18 protein-coding genes are annotated in these 20,450 nt (G+C 73.3%); 10 read left to right on the top strand and 8 right to left on the bottom strand.

The genetic code is table 11. The features are described from left to right. The first annotated feature begins 148 nt into the window (after positions 1 to 148). The 4 genes from ACXN5W_RS03795 to ACXN5W_RS03810 all read left to right on the top strand — a co-directional run bounded on the left by ACXN5W_RS03795 (position 149) and on the right by ACXN5W_RS03810 (position 5,176). Positions 149 to 1,777: a glycosyl hydrolase family 18 protein gene (locus tag ACXN5W_RS03795; protein ID WP_473156718.1), complete on the top strand. Its 1,629-nt coding sequence runs from the start codon at positions 149 to 151 to the stop codon at positions 1,775 to 1,777. Between the two features lie 215 nt (positions 1,778 to 1,992). Next, positions 1,993 to 2,484 (top strand): Rv0361 family membrane protein, encoded by a 492-nt coding sequence (locus tag ACXN5W_RS03800; protein ID WP_473156719.1) that lies wholly within the window; start codon positions 1,993 to 1,995, stop codon positions 2,482 to 2,484. Positions 2,485 to 2,681: 197 nt separating this feature from the next. Further along, positions 2,682 to 4,088: a class II 3-deoxy-7-phosphoheptulonate synthase gene (locus ACXN5W_RS03805; RefSeq protein WP_473156720.1), complete on the top strand. Its 1,407-nt coding sequence runs from the start codon at positions 2,682 to 2,684 to the stop codon at positions 4,086 to 4,088. A 65-nt stretch (positions 4,089 to 4,153) separates the two neighbouring features. Beyond that, positions 4,154 to 5,176 carry a threonine aldolase family protein gene (locus ACXN5W_RS03810; protein ID WP_473156721.1) on the top strand — a complete coding sequence of 341 codons (1,023 nt, stop codon included), beginning with the start codon at positions 4,154 to 4,156 and terminating at the stop codon, positions 5,174 to 5,176. Between the two features lie 179 nt (positions 5,177 to 5,355). Here the strand turns inward: ACXN5W_RS03810 and ACXN5W_RS03815 are convergent, their stop codons facing one another. Next, positions 5,356 to 6,219, bottom strand: a complete 864-nt coding sequence (locus ACXN5W_RS03815) for a deoxyribonuclease IV (RefSeq protein ID WP_473156810.1) — start codon at positions 6,217 to 6,219, stop codon at positions 5,356 to 5,358. Continuing rightward, the gene (gene pknB, locus ACXN5W_RS03820) at positions 6,216 to 8,186 is read right to left on the bottom strand and encodes a Stk1 family PASTA domain-containing Ser/Thr kinase (RefSeq protein ID WP_473156722.1); all 1,971 of its coding nucleotides are present in this window, start codon (positions 8,184 to 8,186) and stop codon (positions 6,216 to 6,218) included. The genes ACXN5W_RS03815 and pknB overlap by 4 nt, the downstream gene beginning before the upstream one ends. A gap of 229 nt (positions 8,187 to 8,415) precedes the next feature. Here pknB and ACXN5W_RS03825 point away from each other — a divergent pair, with 229 nt between their 5' ends. Genes ACXN5W_RS03825 through ACXN5W_RS03835 form a run of 3 tightly spaced genes read left to right on the top strand, consistent with a single transcriptional unit; the run spans position 8,416 to position 9,659 of the window. Beyond that, positions 8,416 to 8,790 (top strand): Rv2175c family DNA-binding protein, encoded by a 375-nt coding sequence (locus ACXN5W_RS03825; protein ID WP_473156723.1) that lies wholly within the window; start codon positions 8,416 to 8,418, stop codon positions 8,788 to 8,790. Positions 8,791 to 8,803: 13 nt separating this feature from the next. Beyond that, complete coding sequence (locus tag ACXN5W_RS03830; RefSeq protein WP_473156724.1) at positions 8,804 to 9,292, top strand: lycopene cyclase domain-containing protein; 489 nt, start codon at positions 8,804 to 8,806, stop codon at positions 9,290 to 9,292. A 7-nt stretch (positions 9,293 to 9,299) separates the two neighbouring features. Next, positions 9,300 to 9,659: a lycopene cyclase domain-containing protein gene (locus tag ACXN5W_RS03835; RefSeq protein WP_473156725.1), complete on the top strand. Its 360-nt coding sequence runs from the start codon at positions 9,300 to 9,302 to the stop codon at positions 9,657 to 9,659. 201 nt (positions 9,660 to 9,860) lie between these two features. Here the strand turns inward: ACXN5W_RS03835 and mptB are convergent, their stop codons facing one another. From mptB to ACXN5W_RS03850, 3 genes are all read right to left on the bottom strand, one after another. Further along, complete coding sequence (gene mptB, locus ACXN5W_RS03840) at positions 9,861 to 11,690, bottom strand: polyprenol phosphomannose-dependent alpha 1,6 mannosyltransferase MptB (protein ID WP_473156726.1); 1,830 nt, start codon at positions 11,688 to 11,690, stop codon at positions 9,861 to 9,863. A gap of 6 nt (positions 11,691 to 11,696) precedes the next feature. After that, positions 11,697 to 12,779, bottom strand: a complete 1,083-nt coding sequence (locus ACXN5W_RS03845) for a polyprenyl synthetase family protein (RefSeq protein ID WP_473156727.1) — start codon at positions 12,777 to 12,779, stop codon at positions 11,697 to 11,699. A gap of 75 nt (positions 12,780 to 12,854) precedes the next feature. Then, on the bottom strand, positions 12,855 to 14,279 hold the full coding sequence (locus ACXN5W_RS03850) for a helix-turn-helix domain-containing protein (protein ID WP_473156728.1): 1,425 nt from the start codon (positions 14,277 to 14,279) through the stop codon (positions 12,855 to 12,857). Positions 14,280 to 14,604: 325 nt separating this feature from the next. On the opposite strand from ACXN5W_RS03850, the gene ACXN5W_RS03855 reads away from it, so the two are divergent. From ACXN5W_RS03855 to ACXN5W_RS03865, 3 genes are all read left to right on the top strand, one after another. Then, positions 14,605 to 14,793 carry a helix-turn-helix transcriptional regulator gene (locus ACXN5W_RS03855; protein ID WP_473156729.1) on the top strand — a complete coding sequence of 63 codons (189 nt, stop codon included), beginning with the start codon at positions 14,605 to 14,607 and terminating at the stop codon, positions 14,791 to 14,793. Between the two features lie 143 nt (positions 14,794 to 14,936). After that, positions 14,937 to 15,839, top strand: a complete 903-nt coding sequence (metF, locus tag ACXN5W_RS03860; RefSeq protein ID WP_473156730.1) for a methylenetetrahydrofolate reductase [NAD(P)H] — start codon at positions 14,937 to 14,939, stop codon at positions 15,837 to 15,839. Between the two features lie 58 nt (positions 15,840 to 15,897). Then, positions 15,898 to 16,563, top strand: coding sequence for a CDP-alcohol phosphatidyltransferase family protein (locus ACXN5W_RS03865; protein ID WP_473156811.1), 666 nt, complete (start codon positions 15,898 to 15,900; stop codon positions 16,561 to 16,563). A 156-nt stretch (positions 16,564 to 16,719) separates the two neighbouring features. Here ACXN5W_RS03865 and ACXN5W_RS03870 read toward each other — a convergent pair whose 3' ends face one another. The 3 genes from ACXN5W_RS03870 to ACXN5W_RS03880 all read right to left on the bottom strand — a co-directional run bounded on the left by ACXN5W_RS03870 (position 16,720) and on the right by ACXN5W_RS03880 (position 20,449). After that, positions 16,720 to 18,201, bottom strand: a complete 1,482-nt coding sequence (locus tag ACXN5W_RS03870; RefSeq protein WP_473156731.1) for a phytoene desaturase family protein — start codon at positions 18,199 to 18,201, stop codon at positions 16,720 to 16,722. Positions 18,202 to 18,269: 68 nt separating this feature from the next. Further along, the gene (locus tag ACXN5W_RS03875) at positions 18,270 to 19,409 is read right to left on the bottom strand and encodes a glycosyltransferase family 2 protein (RefSeq protein ID WP_473156732.1); all 1,140 of its coding nucleotides are present in this window, start codon (positions 19,407 to 19,409) and stop codon (positions 18,270 to 18,272) included. Then, the gene (locus tag ACXN5W_RS03880; RefSeq protein ID WP_473156812.1) at positions 19,406 to 20,449 is read right to left on the bottom strand and encodes a carotenoid biosynthesis protein; all 1,044 of its coding nucleotides are present in this window, start codon (positions 20,447 to 20,449) and stop codon (positions 19,406 to 19,408) included. The genes ACXN5W_RS03875 and ACXN5W_RS03880 overlap by 4 nt, the downstream gene beginning before the upstream one ends. Between the last annotated feature and the right edge of the window lies 1 nt (position 20,450).

Genomic DNA, 20,450 nt, shown 5'->3' on the forward strand with positions numbered 1-20,450 from the left:
AAGGGCCCCTTCTTATCGCTTTTTGCATAGGAAGGGGCCCTTCTTAACGCTCAGACATCGATGTATTTGACATCTTGACGGACCGGCGACGGTGGCCTTAGCGTCGGCGTACTTACTGGAAGGTTTCCTTATTATTAAGGAGGCGCAGATGAGCAGATCCATGCGCCGGACCCTGTGGGCCGGCGTGCTGACCGCGCTGCTCGCCGTGACCCCGGTGACCGCGGCGCTCGGCGCCGGCAGCCTCACCGCCACGTTCACCGCCGGCGCCGACTGGGGCACCGGCCACGAGGGCAAGGTCACCGTCCGCAACGGGTCGTCGGGCACCGTCGACACCTGGCGGATCGAGTTCGACCTGCCGGCCGGCACCACCATCAGCAGCTTCTGGGACGCCGACGTGACCTCCAGCGGCAGCCACTACGTCGCCGTCAAGAAGAGCTGGGCCGGTCCACTCACCCCGGGCGCCACCTTCAGCTGGGGGTACAACGGCACCGGTCCGTACCGTGCTCCGCTGAACTGCCTGATCAACGGCGCACCCTGCGGCGGCGGCACGACCCCGACCTCGGGGCCGCCGACCACCGCGCCACCCAGCACGGCCCCACCCACGACGGCGCCGCCGAGCACCGCGCCACCCAGCACGCCCCCGCCGACGAACCCGCCGCCGGGCGGTCGCAAGCTGGTCGGCTACTTCACCGAGTGGGGCGTCTACGGCCGTAACTACCAGGTCAAGAACATCGCCACCAGCGGGTCCGCCGGCAAGCTCAGCCACATCCTGTACGCCTTCGGCAACACCACGGGCGGCCGGTGCGCGATCGGGGACAGCTACGCCGACTACGACAAGGCGTACACCGCCGCCGACAGCGTGGACGGCGTCGCGGACACCTGGGACCAGCCGCTGCGCGGCAACTTCAACCAGTTGCGCAAGCTCAAGCGGATGTACCCCAACATCAAGGTGCTCTGGTCGTTCGGTGGCTGGACCTGGTCGGCCGGCTTCAGCCAGGCCGCGCAGAACCCGGCCGCGTTCGCGGACTCGTGCTACAGCCTGATCAAGGATCCCCGCTGGGCCGACGTCTTCGACGGCATCGACATCGACTGGGAGTACCCGAACGCCTGCGGCCTCCAGTGCGACAGCAGCGGCCCGGCCGCGTTCCGGAACGTGGCCAGCGCGCTGCGGTCCCGGTTCGGGTCCAACTTCCTGGTCACCGCGGCCATCACCGCCGACGGCAGCAACGGCGGCAAGGTCGACGCCGCCGACTACGCCGGCGCGGCGCCGTACCTCGACTGGCTGGCCCCGATGACGTACGACTACTTCGGCGCCTTCAACCCGCAGGGCCCCACGGCCCCGCACTCGCCGCTCTACTCGTACGCGGGCATCCCGCAGCCGGGCTTCTACGCCGACGCCGCCGTGCAGAAGCTCAAGAGCAAGGGCGTACCGGCCGGCAAGCTGTTGCTCGGCGTCGGCTTCTACGGCCGGGGCTGGAGCGGGGTGACCCAGTCCGCACCCGGTGGGTCGGCCACCGGCGCGGCACCCGGGACGTACGAGGCGGGCATCGAGGACTACAAGGTGTTGAAGAACACCTGCCCGGCCACCAGCGTGGTCGCCGGGACGGCGTACGCGCTCTGCGGCAACAACTGGTGGAGTTACGACACCCCGGGCACCATCGGCGGCAAGATGTCGTACGCCAAGGGCCAGAGCCTGGGCGGCGCCTTCTTCTGGGAACTGTCCGGCGACACCGGCAACGGCGAACTGATCGGTGCGATGTCCACCGGCCTGCGCTGAGCGGCCGAGGACCAGCATCCGGCTGCGCGCTGCTGCCCGGCTGCGGCGCTGCCGTCCGGCTGCGCGCTGCCGTCGGGCGGGTTAGGAAGGGCCCCTTCCTATACAAAAAGCGATAACAGGGGGCCCTTCCTTTCCTCGGGTGGCCGGATGTGCGGTCGCTGTGGCAAACTCGCCGCTCGATGAGAGCTCGATTTCCCTTCGGCGAGGAGCGCCCCATGGCAGCACCGCCGCGCTCGGCCGTGCTTCTCGTGGCCGGCCTGCTGGCTCCGTTCGCACTCACCGCGTGCAGTTTCGGCGACGACGACTCGGGTGATGCGGGGGCCGGCGGCATCCAGGCGACCGAGGACGCCGGCAAGCTGGCCCGGGAACGGGTGCAGGCGTATCTGGACGCCATGCGGGCCAAGGACGTCGCCGCCGGGCGTGAGCAGTTGTGCGCGGCGCTGCGGGACAGCTTCGATGTCGCGGCCACGGGTTCCACCGGCGACTTCGCGAAGCACTTCAAGGTGACCAGCACCAGGATCACCGATGTCACCCCCGACGGTGGGCGTCAGCGGGTGGGGGGTGCCGTCACCGTGAAGATCGGCACCCGGTCCGTGAACCGCGCGGTCGACTTCTCGGTCGTACCGGTGGACGGTGCCTGGTGCATCGCGGACGAGGCGCCGGCCGCGTCGGCCGGAGCGAGCGCGGACCCGTCCCCGTCGTCCTGATCCGGGCTGGCGTTTCGGCCGGACCCGGCGTCGTCCTGATCCCCGGTGACCTGCCGGTGCGACCGGGGCAGGACGGTCGAGCCATCCCCGATGGCCCGTCATCCTGATCTTCGACGTATTGACCTGCGCACTCCCAACACCCGGAACGGTAACCCTCGGTGCCAGTGTTTCCGGCATGTCGCCGTACGCTCTTTGTCATGCGCCAAGAGTGGCACCAGTTGAGCTACCCGGATGTGGCCAACCCCGGCCTGCGGACCACCCGTCCCACCGTCGACTCGGCGGAGGACGAGGCCCTCGGTCTGGACCGGTGGCGGAGCCTGCCCCGCGCCCAGACCCCGCCCTGGCCGGATCCGGCCGCCGTGGCCGACGTCTGCAAGATCCTCGAAAACGTGCCGTCGGTGGTCGCGCCGTACGAGGTCGACCTGCTGCGGGAGCGGCTGGCGCAGGTCTGTGAGGGTCGGGCCTTCCTCCTGCAGGGTGGCGACTGCGCCGAGACGTTCACCGACAACACCGAGAGCCACCTGCTGGCCAACGCCCGCACGCTGCTCCAGATGGCCGTGGTGCTGACCTACGGCGCGTCGTTGCCGGTGGTGAAGGTGGCCCGGGTCGCCGGTCAGTACACCAAGCCCCGCTCGCTGCCGACCGACGCCAGGGGCCTGCCGGCGTACCGCGGTGACATGATCAATTCGCTGGAGACCACGCCGGAGGCCCGGGTCGCCGACCCGCAGCGCATGATCCGGGCGTACGCGAACTCGTCGTCGGCGATGAACATGCTCCGGGCGTACCTGGTGGGCGGGTTGGCCGACCTGCACGCCGTGCACGACTGGAACAAGGGCTTCGTCAAGGCGTCCCCGGCGGGGGAGCGGTACGAGGCGATCGCCCGGGAGATCGACCGGGCGCTGGCCTTCATGCGGGCCTGCGGGATGAGCGACGAAGAGGCGCTGCGGACGGTCACCCTCTACTGCTCGCACGAGGCGCTCGCCCTGGAGTACGACCGGGCCCTGACCCGGGTCTCCGGCGGCCGGGCGTACGGGCTGTCCGGGCACTTCCTCTGGGTCGGTGAGCGGACCCGGCAGTTGGACGGCGCGCACATCGACTTCATCTCCCGGCTCGCCAACCCGATCGGCGTGAAGCTCGGCCCCACCACCAGCCCGGACGAGGCGATCGAGCTGTGCGAGAAGCTCAACCCGGAGAACATCCCGGGTCGGCTCACGCTGATCAGCCGGATGGGCAACCACCGGGTCCGTGACGCGCTGCCGCCGATCGTCGCCAAGGTCACCGCGTCGGGCGCCAAGGTGGTCTGGCAGTGCGACCCGATGCACGGCAACACCCACGAGTCGTCAAACGGGTACAAGACCCGGCACTTCGACCGGATCGTGGACGAGGTGCTCGGCTACTTCGAGGTACACCGCGGGCTGGAGACCCACCCGGGTGGCCTGCACGTCGAGCTGACCGGCGAGGACGTCACCGAGTGCCTGGGCGGCGCCCAGGGCATCGAGGATCTTGACCTGCCCGACCGGTACGAGACGGCCTGTGACCCGAGGCTGAACACCCAGCAGTCGTTGGAGTTGGCGTTCCTCGTCGCCGAGATGCTGCGCGGCTGATCCGCCGGGGTAGCCTCGGCGCCAGCCCGGTGATCCCGCCGGCCCGAACCGCGGAAGTGGTGCCCATGACGGTTGACCTGCGCTCCGACACGGTGACCCGGCCGACCGCCGGGATGCGGGCCGCGATGGCCGAGGCCGAGGTCGGCGACGACGTCTATGGCGAGGACCCGACCATCCAGGCGTTGGAGGCGGAGGTCGCCGCGCTGTTCGGGCACGAGGCGGCGCTGTTCACCCCGACCGGCTCGATGGCCAACCAGATCGCCCTGCAACTGCTCGTACCGCCCGGCGAGGAACTGCTCTGCGACGCCGACGCGCACGTCGTGACGTACGAGATCGGTGCTGCCGCGGCCATCGGCGGCATCTCGTCCCGGACCTGGCCGGTGGCCGGCGCGGACCTCGACCCGGAGGTTGTCGCCGGGATGGTCCGGCCGGACGGCTACCACGCGGTGCCGACCCGGGCGATCGCCGTCGAGCAGACCCACAACCGGGCCGGCGGCGAGGTGATCCCGCTGGCCACCCTGCGTGAGCTGCGCCGGGTGGCGGACACCGCCGGCGTGGCGCTGCACTGCGACGGCGCCCGGATCTGGCACGCGCACGTGGCCGACCAGGTGCCGCTACGCGACTACGGCGGGCTGTTCGACACGCTTTCGGTGTGCCTGTCCAAGGGGCTGGGCGCGCCGGTCGGCTCGCTGGTGGTCGGCGCCGCCGAGAAGATCGACCGGGCCCGGTGGATCCGCAAGCGGATGGGCGGGGGCATGCGGCAGGCCGGCATCCTCGCCGCCGCCGGCCGGTACGCGCTGCGCGAACACCTGGGCCGGCTGGCCGAGGACCACGAGCGGGCCGCCCGGTTGGCCTCGGCGCTGGCACCGTCCGGGTTGGTGGCCGGGACGGTACGCACCAACATCGTCGTCCTCGACCTGACCAAGGCGGCCCTGGACGCCCCCGCGCTCGTCGCCGCCGCCCGGGAGCGCGACGTGCTGATCTCGGCGCTCGGGCCGCGGACCGCCCGCCTGGTCACCCACCTGGACGTGGACGACGCCGGCATCGACCGGGCGATCGAGGCGCTGACCGACGTTCTCCGCCCCTGACCCCCCCGCCCCCCGCCCCCCATCGGTCCGAGGTCACCGGTCCGAGGTCACCGGTTGATCATGAGGTTAGCGGCCAATTCGATCTCCAAATCGACCGCTAACCTCATGATCAACGCGCTGTTCGTGTCGGCGCCGTTCGTGTCGGCGCTGCGGTGTCCGGGTGCGCGGTTGGGCGAGGGTCAGGGGTGCAGCCGTTTGAGGGTGGCGATGTCGGCGGCGTGCCCGAGGTGCCGTTCCGTCGGGGTCTCCACCAGCACCGGAATCCCGGCGGTGGCGGGATGGGCCATCAGTTCCGCGAACGCGGGCTCGCCGATCATGCCCTTGCCGACCGACTCGTGCCGGTCCCGGGTCGAGCCGCAGAGATCCTTGGAGTCGTTGGCGTGAATCAGCCGTAGCCGGTCCGGGCCGACCGTCGCCAGCAGCGCGTCAAGGGTCCGGGTCATGCCGCCCTCGGCGGCCAGGTCGTGGCCGGCCGCCCAGGCGTGGCAGGTGTCGAAGCAGACGCCGAGCCAGGGGTGCCGGTCGACCGCGTCGAGGTACGGACCCAACTGTTCCACCCGGGAGGCCAGCGACCGGCCACCGCCCGCGCTCGGCTCGACCAGCAGCATCGGTCCACCGGTGGCCGCCGCGGCGTCCAGCAGCGGCAGCAGCGACTCCCGGACCTGGACCATCGCCCGCTCGGCGTGCCCGGCGTCGACCGCGCTGCCGGCGTGGAACACCACGGCCCGCGCGCCGATGGCGGCACCCCGGCGCAGCGCGTGGGCCAGAGTCGCCACCGACCGCTCCACGGTGGCCTCGGTCGGCGAACCCAGGTTCACCAGCAGGGAGGCGTGGATGTACGTGGGCACGTCCCGTTCGGCGCAGCCGTCCCGGAACAGGGTGTCCTGCTCGGGGTCGCCGTCCGGCAGGGCCCAGCCCCGCGAGTTGCCCACGTACACCTGGACCGCCTCGGAACCGGCGGCGTCGACGTACGGCAGCACCGCCCGGGCCAGACCACCCGCCGTCGGCGTGTGCGAACCCACCGGCCGCCGACCGACCGTCACAGGCACAGGACCACTACCTGGGTACCGGGCGGCACCTGGGAGTTCTCCGGCGGATTCTGGGTCCGCGCCGTGCCGTTCGGGTTCACCTGCAACTGCGGCGTGAGCTGCGCCTGCTGGAGAACCTGCTGGGCCTGCTGGCACGGCATGTCGACCACCCTGGGCACCACCACGGCGGGCGGGCCCTTGCTGACCTTGAGCTTCACCTCCGTGCCCTTCTCCACGCCGGTGCCGTCGCTCGGGCTCTGCTCGATCACCTGGTCCTTGGGCTTGTCGGAGTCGACGTACTGCTCCACCGAGACCAGCCCGAGCTGCCCCAGCGCGACCCGCGCCTGGTCGATGTTCTTGCCGACCAGAGGCGGTACGGACAGCGGAGCCTTGCCCTTGCTCACCGTGAGCGTGATCGTCACCCCGGGCTTCACCTCGGTGCCGACCGTCGGGTTGAGGGAGACCACCGTCCCGGCCGGCAGGTCGTCGTTGTAGCGGTCGGGACCGCGTTTGACGACCAGATTGAGCCGTTCCAGAGCGGCCTGGGCCAGGTCGAAGGTCTGCCCCGTCACGTCGGGCACCTGGTAGCGCTCCGGACCCAGGGACAGGACCAGCGTGATCGTCCCACCCTTGACGATCCGGGCGCTGACGTCGGGATCCTGGCTCAGCACGACGTCCTTGGCGACCTTCTCGTCGTACCGTGGGGTGCCGAACGCGACGGTCAGGCCGGCGCGGCTGGCCTGCTCCTCGGCCTGGCTCTTCGACATGGCGGTCAGCTTCGGGGCGACCGTGTACCGGCCGAAGCCGAACCACCAGCCACCCACCGCGAGCAACAGGACCAGCACCGAGCCCACGGCGATCACCGCCGTCCGGTTACGGGGGTCGGTGAGCAGGCCGACGAGGCCGGTACGTACCCGGTCGAAGGTGCTGGTCGGCTCGGCTCGCCGCCGGTGCGGCGCGGTCTGGTCCGCCCGCCGGGGTGGCGCCTGCGACCAGGACGGCCGGCCGGCGGCCGGCTGCAACGCCGCCACCACCATGGTCGGCTGGTCCAGCTTGCGCAGCACCGCGGTCTCCGCGGCGCCGACGCTGCCCAGGTCGTCCCGGACCTGCTGTACCTCGGCCAGCAGCGCGCCGGCGTCGGTCGGCCGGGCGCCGGGCTCGCGCCGGGTCGCCCGCAGCACCAGCTCGTCCAGCGCCGGCGGGATGCCGGGGACCAGCGTCGAAGGTCGGGGTACGTCCCGGTCCACGTGCTGCCAGGCGATGTCGACGGCCCGGTCGCCGTCGTACGGGACCCGCCCGGTGAGCATCTCGAACAACACGATGCCGGCCGAGTAGACGTCGGTGCGCGGGTCGGCCCGGCCCTCGGTGACCAGCTCCGGGGCGACGTACGCCACGGTGGCCATCAGCTTGCCGCCCGGCTCCTCGACGGCGGACGCCTCGACGGCGCGGGCCAGCCCGAAATCGGCGACCTTGACCACGCTGTCGACCAGATCCGCCACGCCACCGCTCGGCGCCTCGGCCACCAGCACGTTCTCGGGCTTCACGTCCCGATGCACCAGCCCGGCCCGGTGCGCCGCGGCGATGGCGGCGAGCATCTGGTCGAAGATGGCCAGCGCCTCGGCCGGGTTGAGCCGGCGCCGGTCGGCCAGGATCTCCCGCAGGGTCCGGCCGCGCACATACTCCATGACCAGGTACGGCAGACCGTTGTGACTGCCCTGGTCGTACACCGCGACGACGTTCGGGTGGGTCAACCGGGCGATCGTCTTGGCCTCGTCGGTGAACCGCTCGACGAAGCCCGAGAGCTGCCCCGGCGTACCGGAAGCCGGCGTGGAATGAATGATCTTGAGGGCGACGGTGCGTTCAAGGCGCTCGTCCGTGGCCGTATAGACCGTCGCCATGCCCCCGCGGGCCACCCGGGCGCGGACGCGGTAACGCCCGTCGACCAGTGAGCCCAGTAACGTGTCGGCGACTTGAATGTCCATCGGCAGGCAGTCTATGTCTCCACGGGTCGGCGGCAGAACAGGATGCCACCGCGACGGCCCCGGGATTGGCATCCCCCAGCGTAACCGGGTGTTTCCCGGCCGGTAACCCACCGCGTACCGGGGCGGGTGACCGGGCGTTTCCCGGCTCTTCGTCCGCCGCGTACCGGAGGTGTCGCCCGACCGGGGGACCGTTTGGCGCCGCCGGCCGGTCTCGTGCGAGGGTGGACGGGTGAGTGGACCGATTTCCGCGGCGACGGACCGGCCCGGCCCGACCGGCCCGGAGAACTGGCTGACCCTGCCCGACGTGGCCGAACGACTGGACGTACCCATCACCCGGGTGCATCGGATGATCCGGGAGGGGCAACTGATCGCCGTACCCCGGGACGGGGTGCGGCGGGTTCCGGCCGAACTGGTGGCCAACCAGACGGTGCTCAAGCACCTGCCGGGCATCCTCACCCTGCTGCGCGACTCCGGATACGACGACGAGGAGATCGTGGGCTGGCTCTACGCGCCCGACGACAGCCTGCCCGGCACCCCGGCGGCGGCCCTCGGCGGTGACCTGGCCCGCGAGGTGAAGCGCCGGGCCCAGGCAATCGGTTTCTGAGCCGGCCGACACCGTGGGACACCTCGGGTACCTCGCCGTGCTCGCCGGCTGCCTGGTCTGCGCGCTCTGGCTGGAACCGGTGCTCCGGGTCAACGTGCTGCGCCGCTGGCGCCGGCTGATCCTGACCGTGCTACCCGTGGTGCTGGTCTTCTCGCTGTGGGACATCGCGGCCATCGCCGCCGGCCACTGGACCTTCGACCCGGAACAGACCACCCGGGTACGCCTGCCCGGCGGACTGCCGCTGGACGAGGTGCTCTTCTTCGTCGTGGTGCCGGTCTGCGCCATCCTCGGCTTCGAGGCGGTCCGCGCCGTCCGACGGTGGCCGGCGGGCGACGAGCCTCCGGCCCCCGGAACCGCCCCGCCCCCGCCCGCCGGGACCGCCCCGCCCCCGCCCGCCGGGACCGCCACGCCGCCTCCCGCCGGGACCGCCACGCCGCCTCCCGCCGGGACCGCCACGCCGCCGGCGGCCGGGGCCGAGGAGTCGTCCGGTGGGCGACGGTGAGCGCGGTATGACGTACACCATGGCGGCGGTGCTCGGGGTGGCCGGCGCGGTGCTGCTCGACGTGGTGGTACTACGGACCCGGCTGGTGCGCCGACGGGTCTTCTGGGCCACCTACCCGATCATCATCTTCTTCCAGCTGCTCTCGAACGGCATCCTGACCGGCCGGAACATCGTCCGGTACGACCCAGCCGCGATCATCGGCCTGCGCCTGGTGTACGCGCCGGTGGAGGACCTGCTGTTCGGGTTCGCGGTGGTGCTGCCCACCCTGTCGGTGTGGATCTGGCTCGGCCGCCGGGGTGTGCAACGCACCCCGCTGGCTGGCGAGGGAAGCCCGCTGCTGCGCCTGCTCGACCGCCGCCGCAGGTAAGGAAGGGCACCTTGTTATCGCTTTCGGTATAGCAAGGGCCCCCTTTTAACGCAGGCATCCACCACCGCACGCCAGAGCCGCGCCGCGCTTGGGCGCCACTGCCGTGCCACGGCGCGCTCGGTGAGGTGTACGCCAGGTACCTCACCCGGACCGACTGAGGTACCTGGCGTACACCTCGGTAGGGCCGACCGGGTGCGGGCTTTACTCAAGCATGGTGTTGTCGCGCTTTCGGGGCGTTGAGCGCCGGACCGCCGCTGTGACGACGGCCAGCACGACCAGCGTGTCGAACAGCGCACCGGGCAGTTTGGTCAGCACCGCCAGTCCGAGACCGTCGGGCAGCACGAGGAAGCCGAGCGCCACCGTCACCAGTGCCACCCGCCGGATCCACCGGGGCTCGGTCAGGGCGGCCGCGAGGACCGCGAGCGCGGCCAGGGCGTACCAGGGATAGAACACCGGGGACAGCACGGCCAGGGCCGCGAAGCTGATTCCGCAGGCCAGCACCACCGTCCGGCGGACGTTGGCGGCGCCGCCCGACTCCCGGGCGGCTGGCGACCCGTCGGGCGGCGGGCGGAGTACCGCCCGGGTGGCTCGGGTGAGTGCCACCAGCACCACGACGAGCAGGGCGAGCAGTCCACAACCGCGTGCGACGGCCACCGCGAGATCGACATCGTCGGGGTGGCCCGTCAGCCGCAGGGCGTACCCGGCCGTCATGCCGAGGCCGGTCGGTAGCGATGTCCACTGCACGAGCCGTCCCGTGTCGGACAGTGCCCCGACCCAGCCCAGGCCGAGACCGGTGGCCACGCTCAACCCCGCGAACGCCACCACCGCGCCGCCGAGCACCCCGCCGGCCGAGCGGGCGAGCCCCAGCCAACCCGAGCCCCGATGCCAACCCGGTCCGCCGCCGCCCGGCCCGCTGTGCCCGCCCGGCCTGCTGCGTTCGCCCGGGTCCCCGCCGAGCAGGATCGCGAACGGCAGGCCGACGATCGCGGTGACCTTCACGGCGACGGCGAGCCCCACCAGCACCCCGGCGAGCGGCAGCACCCACCAACGTCGCGACCACCGCCACCGCCGGGACGACCACCACCACCGCCGGGACGACCACCGCCGTGACCACCACGACTGCCGCGACCACCATGACCGCCACCATGACCGGCGCGGCTCTGTCCCGGCGGCGGGTGCCGTACCGGCTCCGGCGGCGAGTGCCAGCCCGGCGATCAGCAGACCCACCATCGGGCCGTCGTTGTGGGCGCCCGCCACCAGATGTACGGCGGCTACCGGGGAGAGGAGTCCCAGCCAGATGGCGGTCCGCCCGTCGGAGCCGCAGCGGCGGGCCAGCGCGGGTAGCGCCACCGCCAGCAATGCCCCACCGGCCAGCGCCAGCAACCGGAACAGACCGACGGCCACCAGCAGTTGGGCATCCACCGACCCACCTACCGCCCGCGTCGCGGCGACCACCAGACCGGCGAGCATCACGGCCAGTGGGCCGTACGGGGTGGGGGTGTCCCGCCACAGCGCCGGCACCGCGTCCGCCCACGGACAACCCCCGCCGGCGGCCCCGACCGCGTACGGGTTGGCGCCGTCGAGCCAGAGCGAACCCTGGCAGGCGTACGCGTAGACGTCGCGACTGGCCAGCGGCGGCGCCACGAGCAGCGGTAGCGCCCACAGCACGCCGGTGACCAGCAGCCATCGCACCGACGCCACCGGTCCACCTCGGTGAGCCGTGACCCGGTCCGCCGACCCGGCTGTGACCCGGTCCGCCCACCCGGCTGCCTGGCCTGCCTCTTCGGGAGAGCCGAGTCTGCCGGGAGTCCCGCCCAGCAGCCACCAGGCGACGACCAGCGCGATCAGACCGATGGCGCAGGTCGTCAGGCCGAGCCAGTACCCGCCGGCGGTCGACGCGCCCCGGGCACCGCTGGCGTCGGCCGAGCCGGGTAACGCTCCGGCGGCCCAACCACCGGCGCTGAGCAGGGTCGTACCGGCCAGCCCGAGCAGCCGGGGACCGCGACCCGGTCGGCCGGTCGGCACGCCCACGGCGGCTCAGTCGGCCCGGCGGGTGGCCACGTAGGCCAGGTCGACCAGCACCCGTTCGGCCTCCGGGTCCAGCTCCGTGCCGGTCAGCGCGGACAGCGCCGACTCGGTCAGCGTGGTGATCCGCTCCTCGGTCCGGGCCAGCGCGCCGCTGTCCCGGATCGCCGCCCGCAGCCGGTCGACGGTTTCGGCGTCCAGGTCCGGGTCGCCGAGCCGGTCGGTCAGCAGCGCCCGCCCCGCCGGATCGGCCATCGCCAGGGTTGCCGCCACCAGCCAGGTGCGCTTGCCTTCTCGCAGGTCGTCACCGGCGGGCTTGCCGGTCTGCTCGGGGTCGCCGAACACGCCCAGGATGTCGTCCCGGAGCTGGAACGCCTCGCCCAGCGGCAACCCGTACCCGGAGTAGGCCCGGCGGACCGGTTCCGGCGCGTCGGCCAGCGCGGCGCCCAGCAACAGCGGCCGTTCCACCGTGTACTTGGCCGACTTGTACCTGGCGACCTTGCTGGCCCGCTCGACGGTGGTGTCCTCGCTGGCCTGGGTGAGGACGTCCAGGTACTGCCCGACGGTGACCTCCGTGCGCATCTCGTCGAAGACCGGTCGGGCCCGGGCCACGGTGGCCGGTTCGAGCCCGCCACCGTGCAGCAGTTCGTCGGACCAGACCAGGCACAGGTCACCGAGCAGGATCGCGGCGGCCTCGCCGAAGGCGTCGGGGCTACCGGCCCAGGCCGCGGCCCGGTGCCGGCGGGCGAACCGTCGGTGGACCGCGGGTTCGCCCCGGCGGGTGTCCGACCGGTCGATCAGGTCGTCGTGGATCAGGGCACTGGCCTGTACGAACTCCAGCGCCGCGAGGGTCGTCACGAGCTGGTCGGAGTCGATGCCGCCGGCACCCCGGTAGCCCCAGTACGCGAAGGCCGGTCGCAGCCGCTTGCCGCCGCCCAGCACGAACGCCTCCAGCGCGTCGGCCACCGGCAGCAGCGCGTCGTCCACCGCGGACATCCACCGCCGCCGGTCGGACAGGAACGCGGCCAGCGCCTTGTCGATCCGCTGGCGGAGGCCGGCACGGTCGACCGGGGGGACGGGGGCTGTCTGCGTCACCCCATGACGCTATCCGTTCCACGGGCCGGCCACCGCTGCGGCCCGGCAGTCGGACACCGACAACCACCGGCGGATTCATCGGGCGTCCCGGCCCGGTGCCGGCAGCCAGTGCCGCAGCGTCCGGGCGGCGGTCAGGTGCCGGCGTACCCGGGGTTCGGCGCTGTGCCGGGCGAGCCGCGCCCGCAGGTCCGCCAGCTCGGCCGTGGCCCGGACCGAGCCGGCGCGTACCGTGGCCAGCAGTGCCGCGTCGGCGACCGCGCAGGCCCGGTCGATCTCGCCCAGTTGCAGGCAGGCCCGAGCCCACCAGGCGCCGCGCAGGGCCCGGCTACGCGGGGTTCCGCCGTGCCGTACCGCCGCCGCCAGCAGCGGTTCCGCGCGCCGCGGCCGGCCGGCCGCGACCAGGCACCGGCCGGTCATGGCGGCCAGTTCGGCGTCGTCCAGCCAGTACAGCCAGCCGGGCTCGTGGTCGGGTTCCCGGGCCGCGGCGGCCCGGCCGGCCGCTGTGAGGGCCGTCCCGGCCAGGTCACGTCGCCCGCCGAGTGCGGCGGCGAACGCGAGGCGGTGCAGCAGTAGGGCGCGCAGTCCGGCGGGTGCGTCCGCGCCCAGCCCGGCCAGGGCGAGCCGGGCCAGCAGCAGCGCGGGCTCCGCGTGGCCCAGGCCAGCCAGCAGGTGACTCGCACAACCCAGGGCGTACGCCCCGAGTGGCCGGTCGCCGGCCGCCGTGGCCAGGCCCAACGCCCGCCGGTACGCGGCCAGCGCGGCGATCGGTTCGCCGGCGTCGGCGGCCAGCCACCCGGTCAACTGGGCCGCCTCGGCTGCGATCCGCAGCCGGGCCGGGGAGACCGGCGGGCCCGGACGGGCGGCCGGGCGCCCGGTGTCCTGGTGCGCCGAGCCGAGCAGCGGGCCGAGCCGGACCCGGCCCAGCGGGTAGAGGTCGGCGCCCCCGACCAGGTCGTCGAGCCGGCGCAGCGCGGTCAACTCGGCCGCCGCGTCGTCCGTGCCGGTGCCCGTGCCGGTGCCGGTGCCCGTGCCTGTGCCCGTGCCTGTGCCGGTGCTCGACGTGGCCGGCGCAGCTCGGCCCGCGGCCAGCCAGGCGTGCGCCGCCAGTACGACCCGCCGGATCACCCGTCCCGGGTCGCCGGCCCGATCCGGCCCGGCGGCCACGGCCCGGCTGGCGACCGCCGCCATGGTCAGATCGTCCACCGGCATCTCCAGCACGGCGGCGAGCCAGCCGAGCCAGAATTCTCCCGGTACCCGGCGTTGACGTTCCCATCGGGAGATCTCATGCCGGGTGATGGTGGGCACTCCCGAGGCGGCGCAGAGCCGTTCGGCGAGCCCGAGCTGGCTCCAGCCCAGGGCGGTGCGCCGGGCGACCAGCAGTGGGCCCAGCAGGGGCGTACCGGCGCTCGGGAGAGTCGTGGCTCGGGGATCGGTGCGCTGGCGGTGGCGGGCGAGGTGGCGGTGGTCGTCGGCTGGTACGGATGCGTCGGGCACGGTCATCAGCGGTCCTCGGGTGCGACTGGTCGGTGCCGACCCCCGTCCGGTGACGCCGCGTGGGGTGGCGACGCCGTCGGACCCGGCCGCCGTTCGGATGACGGCCGTGGCGCGTGGCCCCGGAGCGGCGAACCGCCCCCACGCGCCATCCGAGTTCTATCGCCCCGGTACGACGTTCCTCCGCTGGCGCAGTGAGATCGCTGGTCAACGGTGGTGTGGATCTTGGCGGGGATGGGCCTTGGCACCCACGATGCGCACTCTTGTTGACGATGTCAATAGTCTGCGTCGTTGTCGGCATGAAGACCCACCGACGCTGTCTACCGTCAATGACGTGGAGTTGGTGGGCGTAGCTGAGATCCGGCACATGCTCGGGGGTGTCTCCCGGCAGCGGGCCAGCGTGGTCGCAAACCAGCGCAACTTCCCGGAGCCCGTGGCCGTGTTGGCGATGGGGAAGGTGTGGCGGAGGTCGGACGTCGAGGCGTGGATCCGCGAGCACCGCCCCGAACTGGCCGGCGGCTGAGCCGTACCCGCTGATCGCCCGACCGGACCCGGCGCGACCCCGACCGCCCGGTCCGACGGGCCCCACGGCGGTCGTGGTGATGGGCCTACGACACAGAGTGGGATCAACGTGGCACGGGCCGTCCTGGACGGTAGTGTCGCAGCGTGGCCCTCGGTCTTCCCTCCGTCCTGCCCCGGTCGCAGCCGTCGATCGGGGATCTGGTGCGCGGTGGGCCCACCTTCTCGTTCGAGTTCATGCCGCCCCGGACGCCGGACGGCGAGCGACTGCTCTGGCAGACCGTCCGGGAACTCGAACCGCTGCTCCCGTCCTTCGTCCCGGTCACCTACGGTGCCGGCGGGTCGAGCCGGGACACCACGGTGGCGGCCACCGAGCGGATCGCCACCGAGACCACCCTGCTGCCGATGGCGCACCTCACCGCCGTCAACCATTCGGTTGCCGAGTTGCGCAACGTCATCGGCCGGCTGGCCGCGGTCGGGGTCCGCAACATCCTCGCGGTCCGCGGTGACCCGCCGGGTGACCCGAACGGCGAGTGGGTCCAGCATCCCGAGGGCGTCCTCTACGCCGACGAACTGGTCCGACTCATCCGTGAGTCGGGCGACTTCAGCGTCGGGGTCGCGGCCTTCCCGTACAAGCACCCGCGCTCGCCGGACATCGAGTCCGACACCCGGAACTTCGTCCGCAAGTGCCGGGCCGGTGCCGACTTCGCGATCACGCAGATGTTCTTCGACGCCGACGACTACCTGCGACTGCGGGACCGGGTCGCCGCCGCCGGCTGCGACACGCCGATCCTGGCCGGCGTCATGCCGGTGACCCGGATGGGCACCATCGAGCGGTCGGAGAAGCTGTCCGGGGCGCCGTTCCCGCGCCACCTGGCCGACCGGTTCGACCGGATCGCCGACGACCCGGTGGCGGTGCGCCAACTCGGCATCGAGGTGGCCGACGAGATGTGCCGCCGGCTGCTCGACGAGGGCGTGCCGGGCATCCACTTCATCACCCTGAACCGTTCCACCGCGACCCGTGAGGTCTGGCGACAGTTGCGGGGCTGACCCCGGTCGACCGCCACCCGGGGACACCGTGCACCGTTAGGGCGTGGTGGGCACACCGATGACCTGGGACGAGTACGCGACCACCTGGGCGCGCCTGCACGGCGGCTTCGACCCACGGCTGGCCACGCCGGTCGTGCGCGGTTGGCTCCGCTCGGCCTACCTGCTGGGGTACGTCCTCGGCCGGCTGCGCGTACCGCCCAACGCGGTCACGGTGGCCGGCATGGTGATCTGCGCCGCCGTACCGGTGGTGGCCGTCCGGTCCGCCGGAGGCGCGTTGCTGGGCGCCGGTCTCGTGCTGCTGGCCGGGGTAGCCGACAGCGCCGACGGGGCGGTCGCCGTGGTGACCGGCCGCACCAGCCGACTCGGGTACGTCTACGACTCGGCCGCCGACCGGTTCGGCGAGGCCGCCTGGCTGACGGCGTTCTGGCTGGTCGGCGCGCCCGGCCCGCTGGTGGTGGCCGCCGGTGCGATCTCCTGGCTGCACGAGTACGTCCGGGCTCGGGCCGTCGCCGCCGGGATGAAGGAGATCGGCACGGTGACCGTGGGGGAGCGGCCGACCCGGGTCTCCGTGGCCCTGGTCGGGCTGCTGGCGTCCGGGGCGGCCGGCCTCATCGAGCCGGATCTGGCGGCCGGCACCATGACCGTGGTGACGGCGGTCTGGGTGCTGCTGGCCAGCTTCGGGATCCTCCAACTGCTCGCCGCGGTCCGCCGTTCCCTGCCCTGACACCCGGTCCGCCGCTGCTGTCCCGCCCGCCCCGGCCGCCGTTCCCGACTGCCCGGTCCGCCGCTTCCGGCCGCCGGGTCCACTGGTCCCGGCCGGCCGGCCGGCCGGCCGGTCCGCCGCTTCCGGTCGGCTCGATCGGGGGGAGGGGGCGGATGTTCAGGCCGGGCCGATGGTGTCGGCGACGATCTGGGCCGACAGGGTGACCATGGGCAGCCCGCCACCGGGATGGGTGGAGCCGCCGACCAGGAACAACCCGTGCGCCGGGCCCCGGTTGGGCGGCCGGAGCAGGCCGCCGGCCGTACCGTAGATCGCGCCGCCCGGCGCCGCCGTCGCCATGGCCAGATCGGCCGGGCTGCGGACCTCGGAGAACAGCAACCGGTCCCGGACGTCGACCCCGCGCTCCGCGAGCACCGCCAGGATCCGGTCACCGTACGCCTCGGCCACCCCCGGCCGGCGCCAGTCCACCGCCCCGGTCGAGGTGCCCTGCCGGGCGGCGTTGACCAGCACGAACCACGCCTCGTGCCCGGCCGGCCGGACCAGCGGATCATCGGCCACCGTGACGAACACCGTCGGGTCGGCCGCCGGTCGGGCGGGTAGCCCGCGCCCCGGATCGCCGAACACCGCGTCGAACTCGGCGTCGTAGTCGCGCGGAAAGAACACGTTGTGGTGGGCCAACCCGGACGAGCCGCGTACCCCGAGCAGCAGCACGAAACCGGCCAGGCTGCGGTCGGCCAGCCGGGCCAGCCGGGCCGGGCTGGGCAGCAGGTCCCGGTACACGGTCAGCGCGTCGGTGTTGGCGACCACCACGTCGGCGCGGACCGGCGCGGCGGCGCCGGCGAGGCGTACCCCCTGGACCCGCCCGCCCGCCGCGTCGATGGCGGTCACCGCGGTGCCGGTCTGCACGACCACGCCCAGGTCCAGGCAGCGGGACAGCAGCGCGTCGGCGAGCGTGCCCAGCCCGCCCCGCAGGTACCAGCCGCCGAACGCCAACTCGGCGTAGGGAACCGCGACCAGCGCGGCCGGGGCCCGGCGCGGGTCGGCCCCGGTGTACGTGGCGTACCGGTCGAGCAGGGTGCGCAGCCGCGCGTCGCGCAGGTAGCGGCGGCCCAGTCCGCGCAGCGTCTGCCCCGGCCCGATCGCGGCCAGGTCGCCGAACCGCCAGGCCAGGCTGGCCAGCGAGAGCGGCGAGTCGACCCGGCTGCGCAGGATGTCCCGCCAGGAGGCGTCCCAGACCCGCGCGGCGCGCCGCCACAGCCGCTGCCAGTCGGTGGCGGCCCCGGCGCCGAACGCGGCACCGATCCGGTCGGCGAAGACCGCCGGGTCGGAGCAGGAGTCGAGGCTCGTTCCGTCGGCGAAACTGTGCCGGACGATCGGGTCCAGCGGCACCAGGTCGAGGTATTCGTCCAGCTTGGCGCCGGTGGCCTCGAACAGTTCCGCGAAGACCTGCGGCAGGGTCAGCAGGCTCGGGCCGGTGTCGAAGCCGAAGTCACCGACCTCGGTGTGCCGGGTGTACCGGCCGAGCTTGCCGCCGACCACGTCGGACCGCTCGAACACCGTGACGTCGTGGCCGGCGGCGGCCATCCGGGCCGCCGCGGCCAGCCCACCGACTCCGGCGCCGATCACCACCACCCGGCTCACTGTTCCCCCATCCGACGCGTTAACCGGGGGCCCTTCCGCTACCGAAAACGATAAGAGGGGGCCCTTCCTTACAGCACAGGACGGCCGCGCCAGAACAATCGGCGCGTCCTCCGCAGATGGTACGACCGGAGCGTGAGCCAACCGAGCAGCGCGACCGACAGCGGATGTGCCAGTGCGTCCGGCCACCACCGACCGCCGGTGGCCCGGGCGCTGACGATCCGGCCGGCCACCCCGACCAGGTACCCGACCAGGGACACGAGCGCGACCCAGCCCCGGCCGGCCAGCGCGGCGCCCAGGGCCAGCGGCAGCGGCGCGGTGTAGAGCGCCAGCAGCAGCGTCATCACCAGGGTGGCCGAGACGGGGGAGCCGAAACTCGCCCAGAGCGACTTGGTGTAGCCGTCCCGCAACTGCGCCCAGGAGCCGTACATCCGGCACGACGCCAGCGCGGACCCGTCGGCCAGCGCGATCCGGCCACCCGAGCGTTTCACCGCGCGGGCCAGCTCGACGTCCTCCAGGATCCGGTCCCGGACCGCGCCGTGCCCGCCGGCCGCCGTGTAGCCGGTCCGGTCCACCACCAGGAACTGCCCGCCGGCCGCCGCCAGGGACGGGCGGCGGGAACGCTCCATCGCGCGCAACGGCAGGAAGGTCAGCCACAGCCACTGCAACAGCGGCTGCGCCAGCCGTTCACCGACGGACTCCGCCTCGATCCGCGGGTACGGCGACAGCAGCGTCACCCCCGCACCGCGCAACTCGGCCACCGCGGCGGCCACCGCGTGCGGGGCGAGCACCACGTCCGCGTCCACGAAGACCAGCACGGTGGCCGCCGGGTCCGCGTGCCCGGCCAACTGCTGGCAGGCGTACGGCTTGCCGAGCCAGCCGGCCGGCGGTGGTGTCCCGGTCACCAGCCGCAGTCGGGGGTCCCCGGCGGCCACCCGGCGGACCACCTCGGCGGTACCGTCGGTCGAACCGTCGTCGAGCACCACGATCTCCAACTCCGGCACCCCGCGCTGGGCCAGCAGGGCGCGCAGGCACGGCGTGACCCGGTCCGCCTCGTCCCGCAGCGGCAGCAGCACGGCGACCCGCTCGGCCGACCGGTCGGGCCCGGACGAAGGCCGGCGCAGCCAGCGGCCCGCGTTCACCATCGTGTGCGCGGTCAGCCCGGTCACGACGGCGGTGAGCACGATCGCGACGGCGAGCCAGACGCTCATGCCGGCGTCCGGGTCGCCGGCCGGTCGGAGGCGGGTCGACGCCGGGACCGCAGCAGGGTCACGGCCAGCGGAACGGCCACGGTGCCCATCGCGGTCGCTCCCCACACCGCCGACGCGGGCAGGCCCAGGAAGACCGCGTGGGCCAGCACGCTTGCCGCGTAGGTCCACAGGTACAGGGCGTACATCGGCGCGTCGCCGACGCCGTCCGCGCCGTCCTTCGCCGGTCCGGTGCCGGGGTGGGCGCTGGCCGGTCCGGTGGCGGGGTGGGCGCTGGCCGGTCCGGTGGCGGGGTGGGCGATGGTTGGTCCGGCGGGGTGGGCGACGGCCGGTCCGGCGGCGGGGCGGAGCAGGGCCATCAGCGCGACGGCGAAGAGCAGCCAACCCAGGTAGTTGCTGACCGGGATGCCGGGGACGCCGGGCAGCGCGGGCGTGCGGTCGTGCCAGGTCCAGTAGCCCTCCGAGACCATCTGCGGGTCGAGGAAGACGTCCCAGGCGGCGAGGCCGACCCCGGCGAGCACCACCCGCGCCACGGCCGGTCCGGCCCCATTCCAGTCCCACAGGCCCCGGCGCGGCAGGTCCCGGCGCGGCAGATCTTGGACGTGAACCGTTCGCGGCGAACGGTTTACGTCCAAGATCTGGAGATGACCGGCCCTGGCGGGAGCGGTGCTGAGCCGGAGCGCGGCCAGCCAGGCGGGCCAGGCCATCCAGGTCCAGGCCAGCGGGATCACCAACGGCACCCCGGCCAGCTCCGGCCCGAGGGCGCCGGGATAGTCGTACCGGCCGAAGGGCACCCCGGTGGCCACGCCGATCGCCTCCACGGCGAACCCGCCGCCGGTGGTCACCAGCACGAGCGCGGCGGCCACCCGAGGACCACGGCTGAGCAGGGCATGGCTCACCGACAGCAGGTAGCCGAGCAGCACGGTGGCCACCGTGAACCGGGCCCGGGTGGTGCCGCCGGTGAGTGGATAGCAGACCTGGGCCAGCACCAGCGTCCCGAGCAGCAACCAGGACAGCCCGGTCCGCCAGATCGGTCGGCCCAGG

Source organism: Plantactinospora sp. A48 (assembly GCF_055793945.1).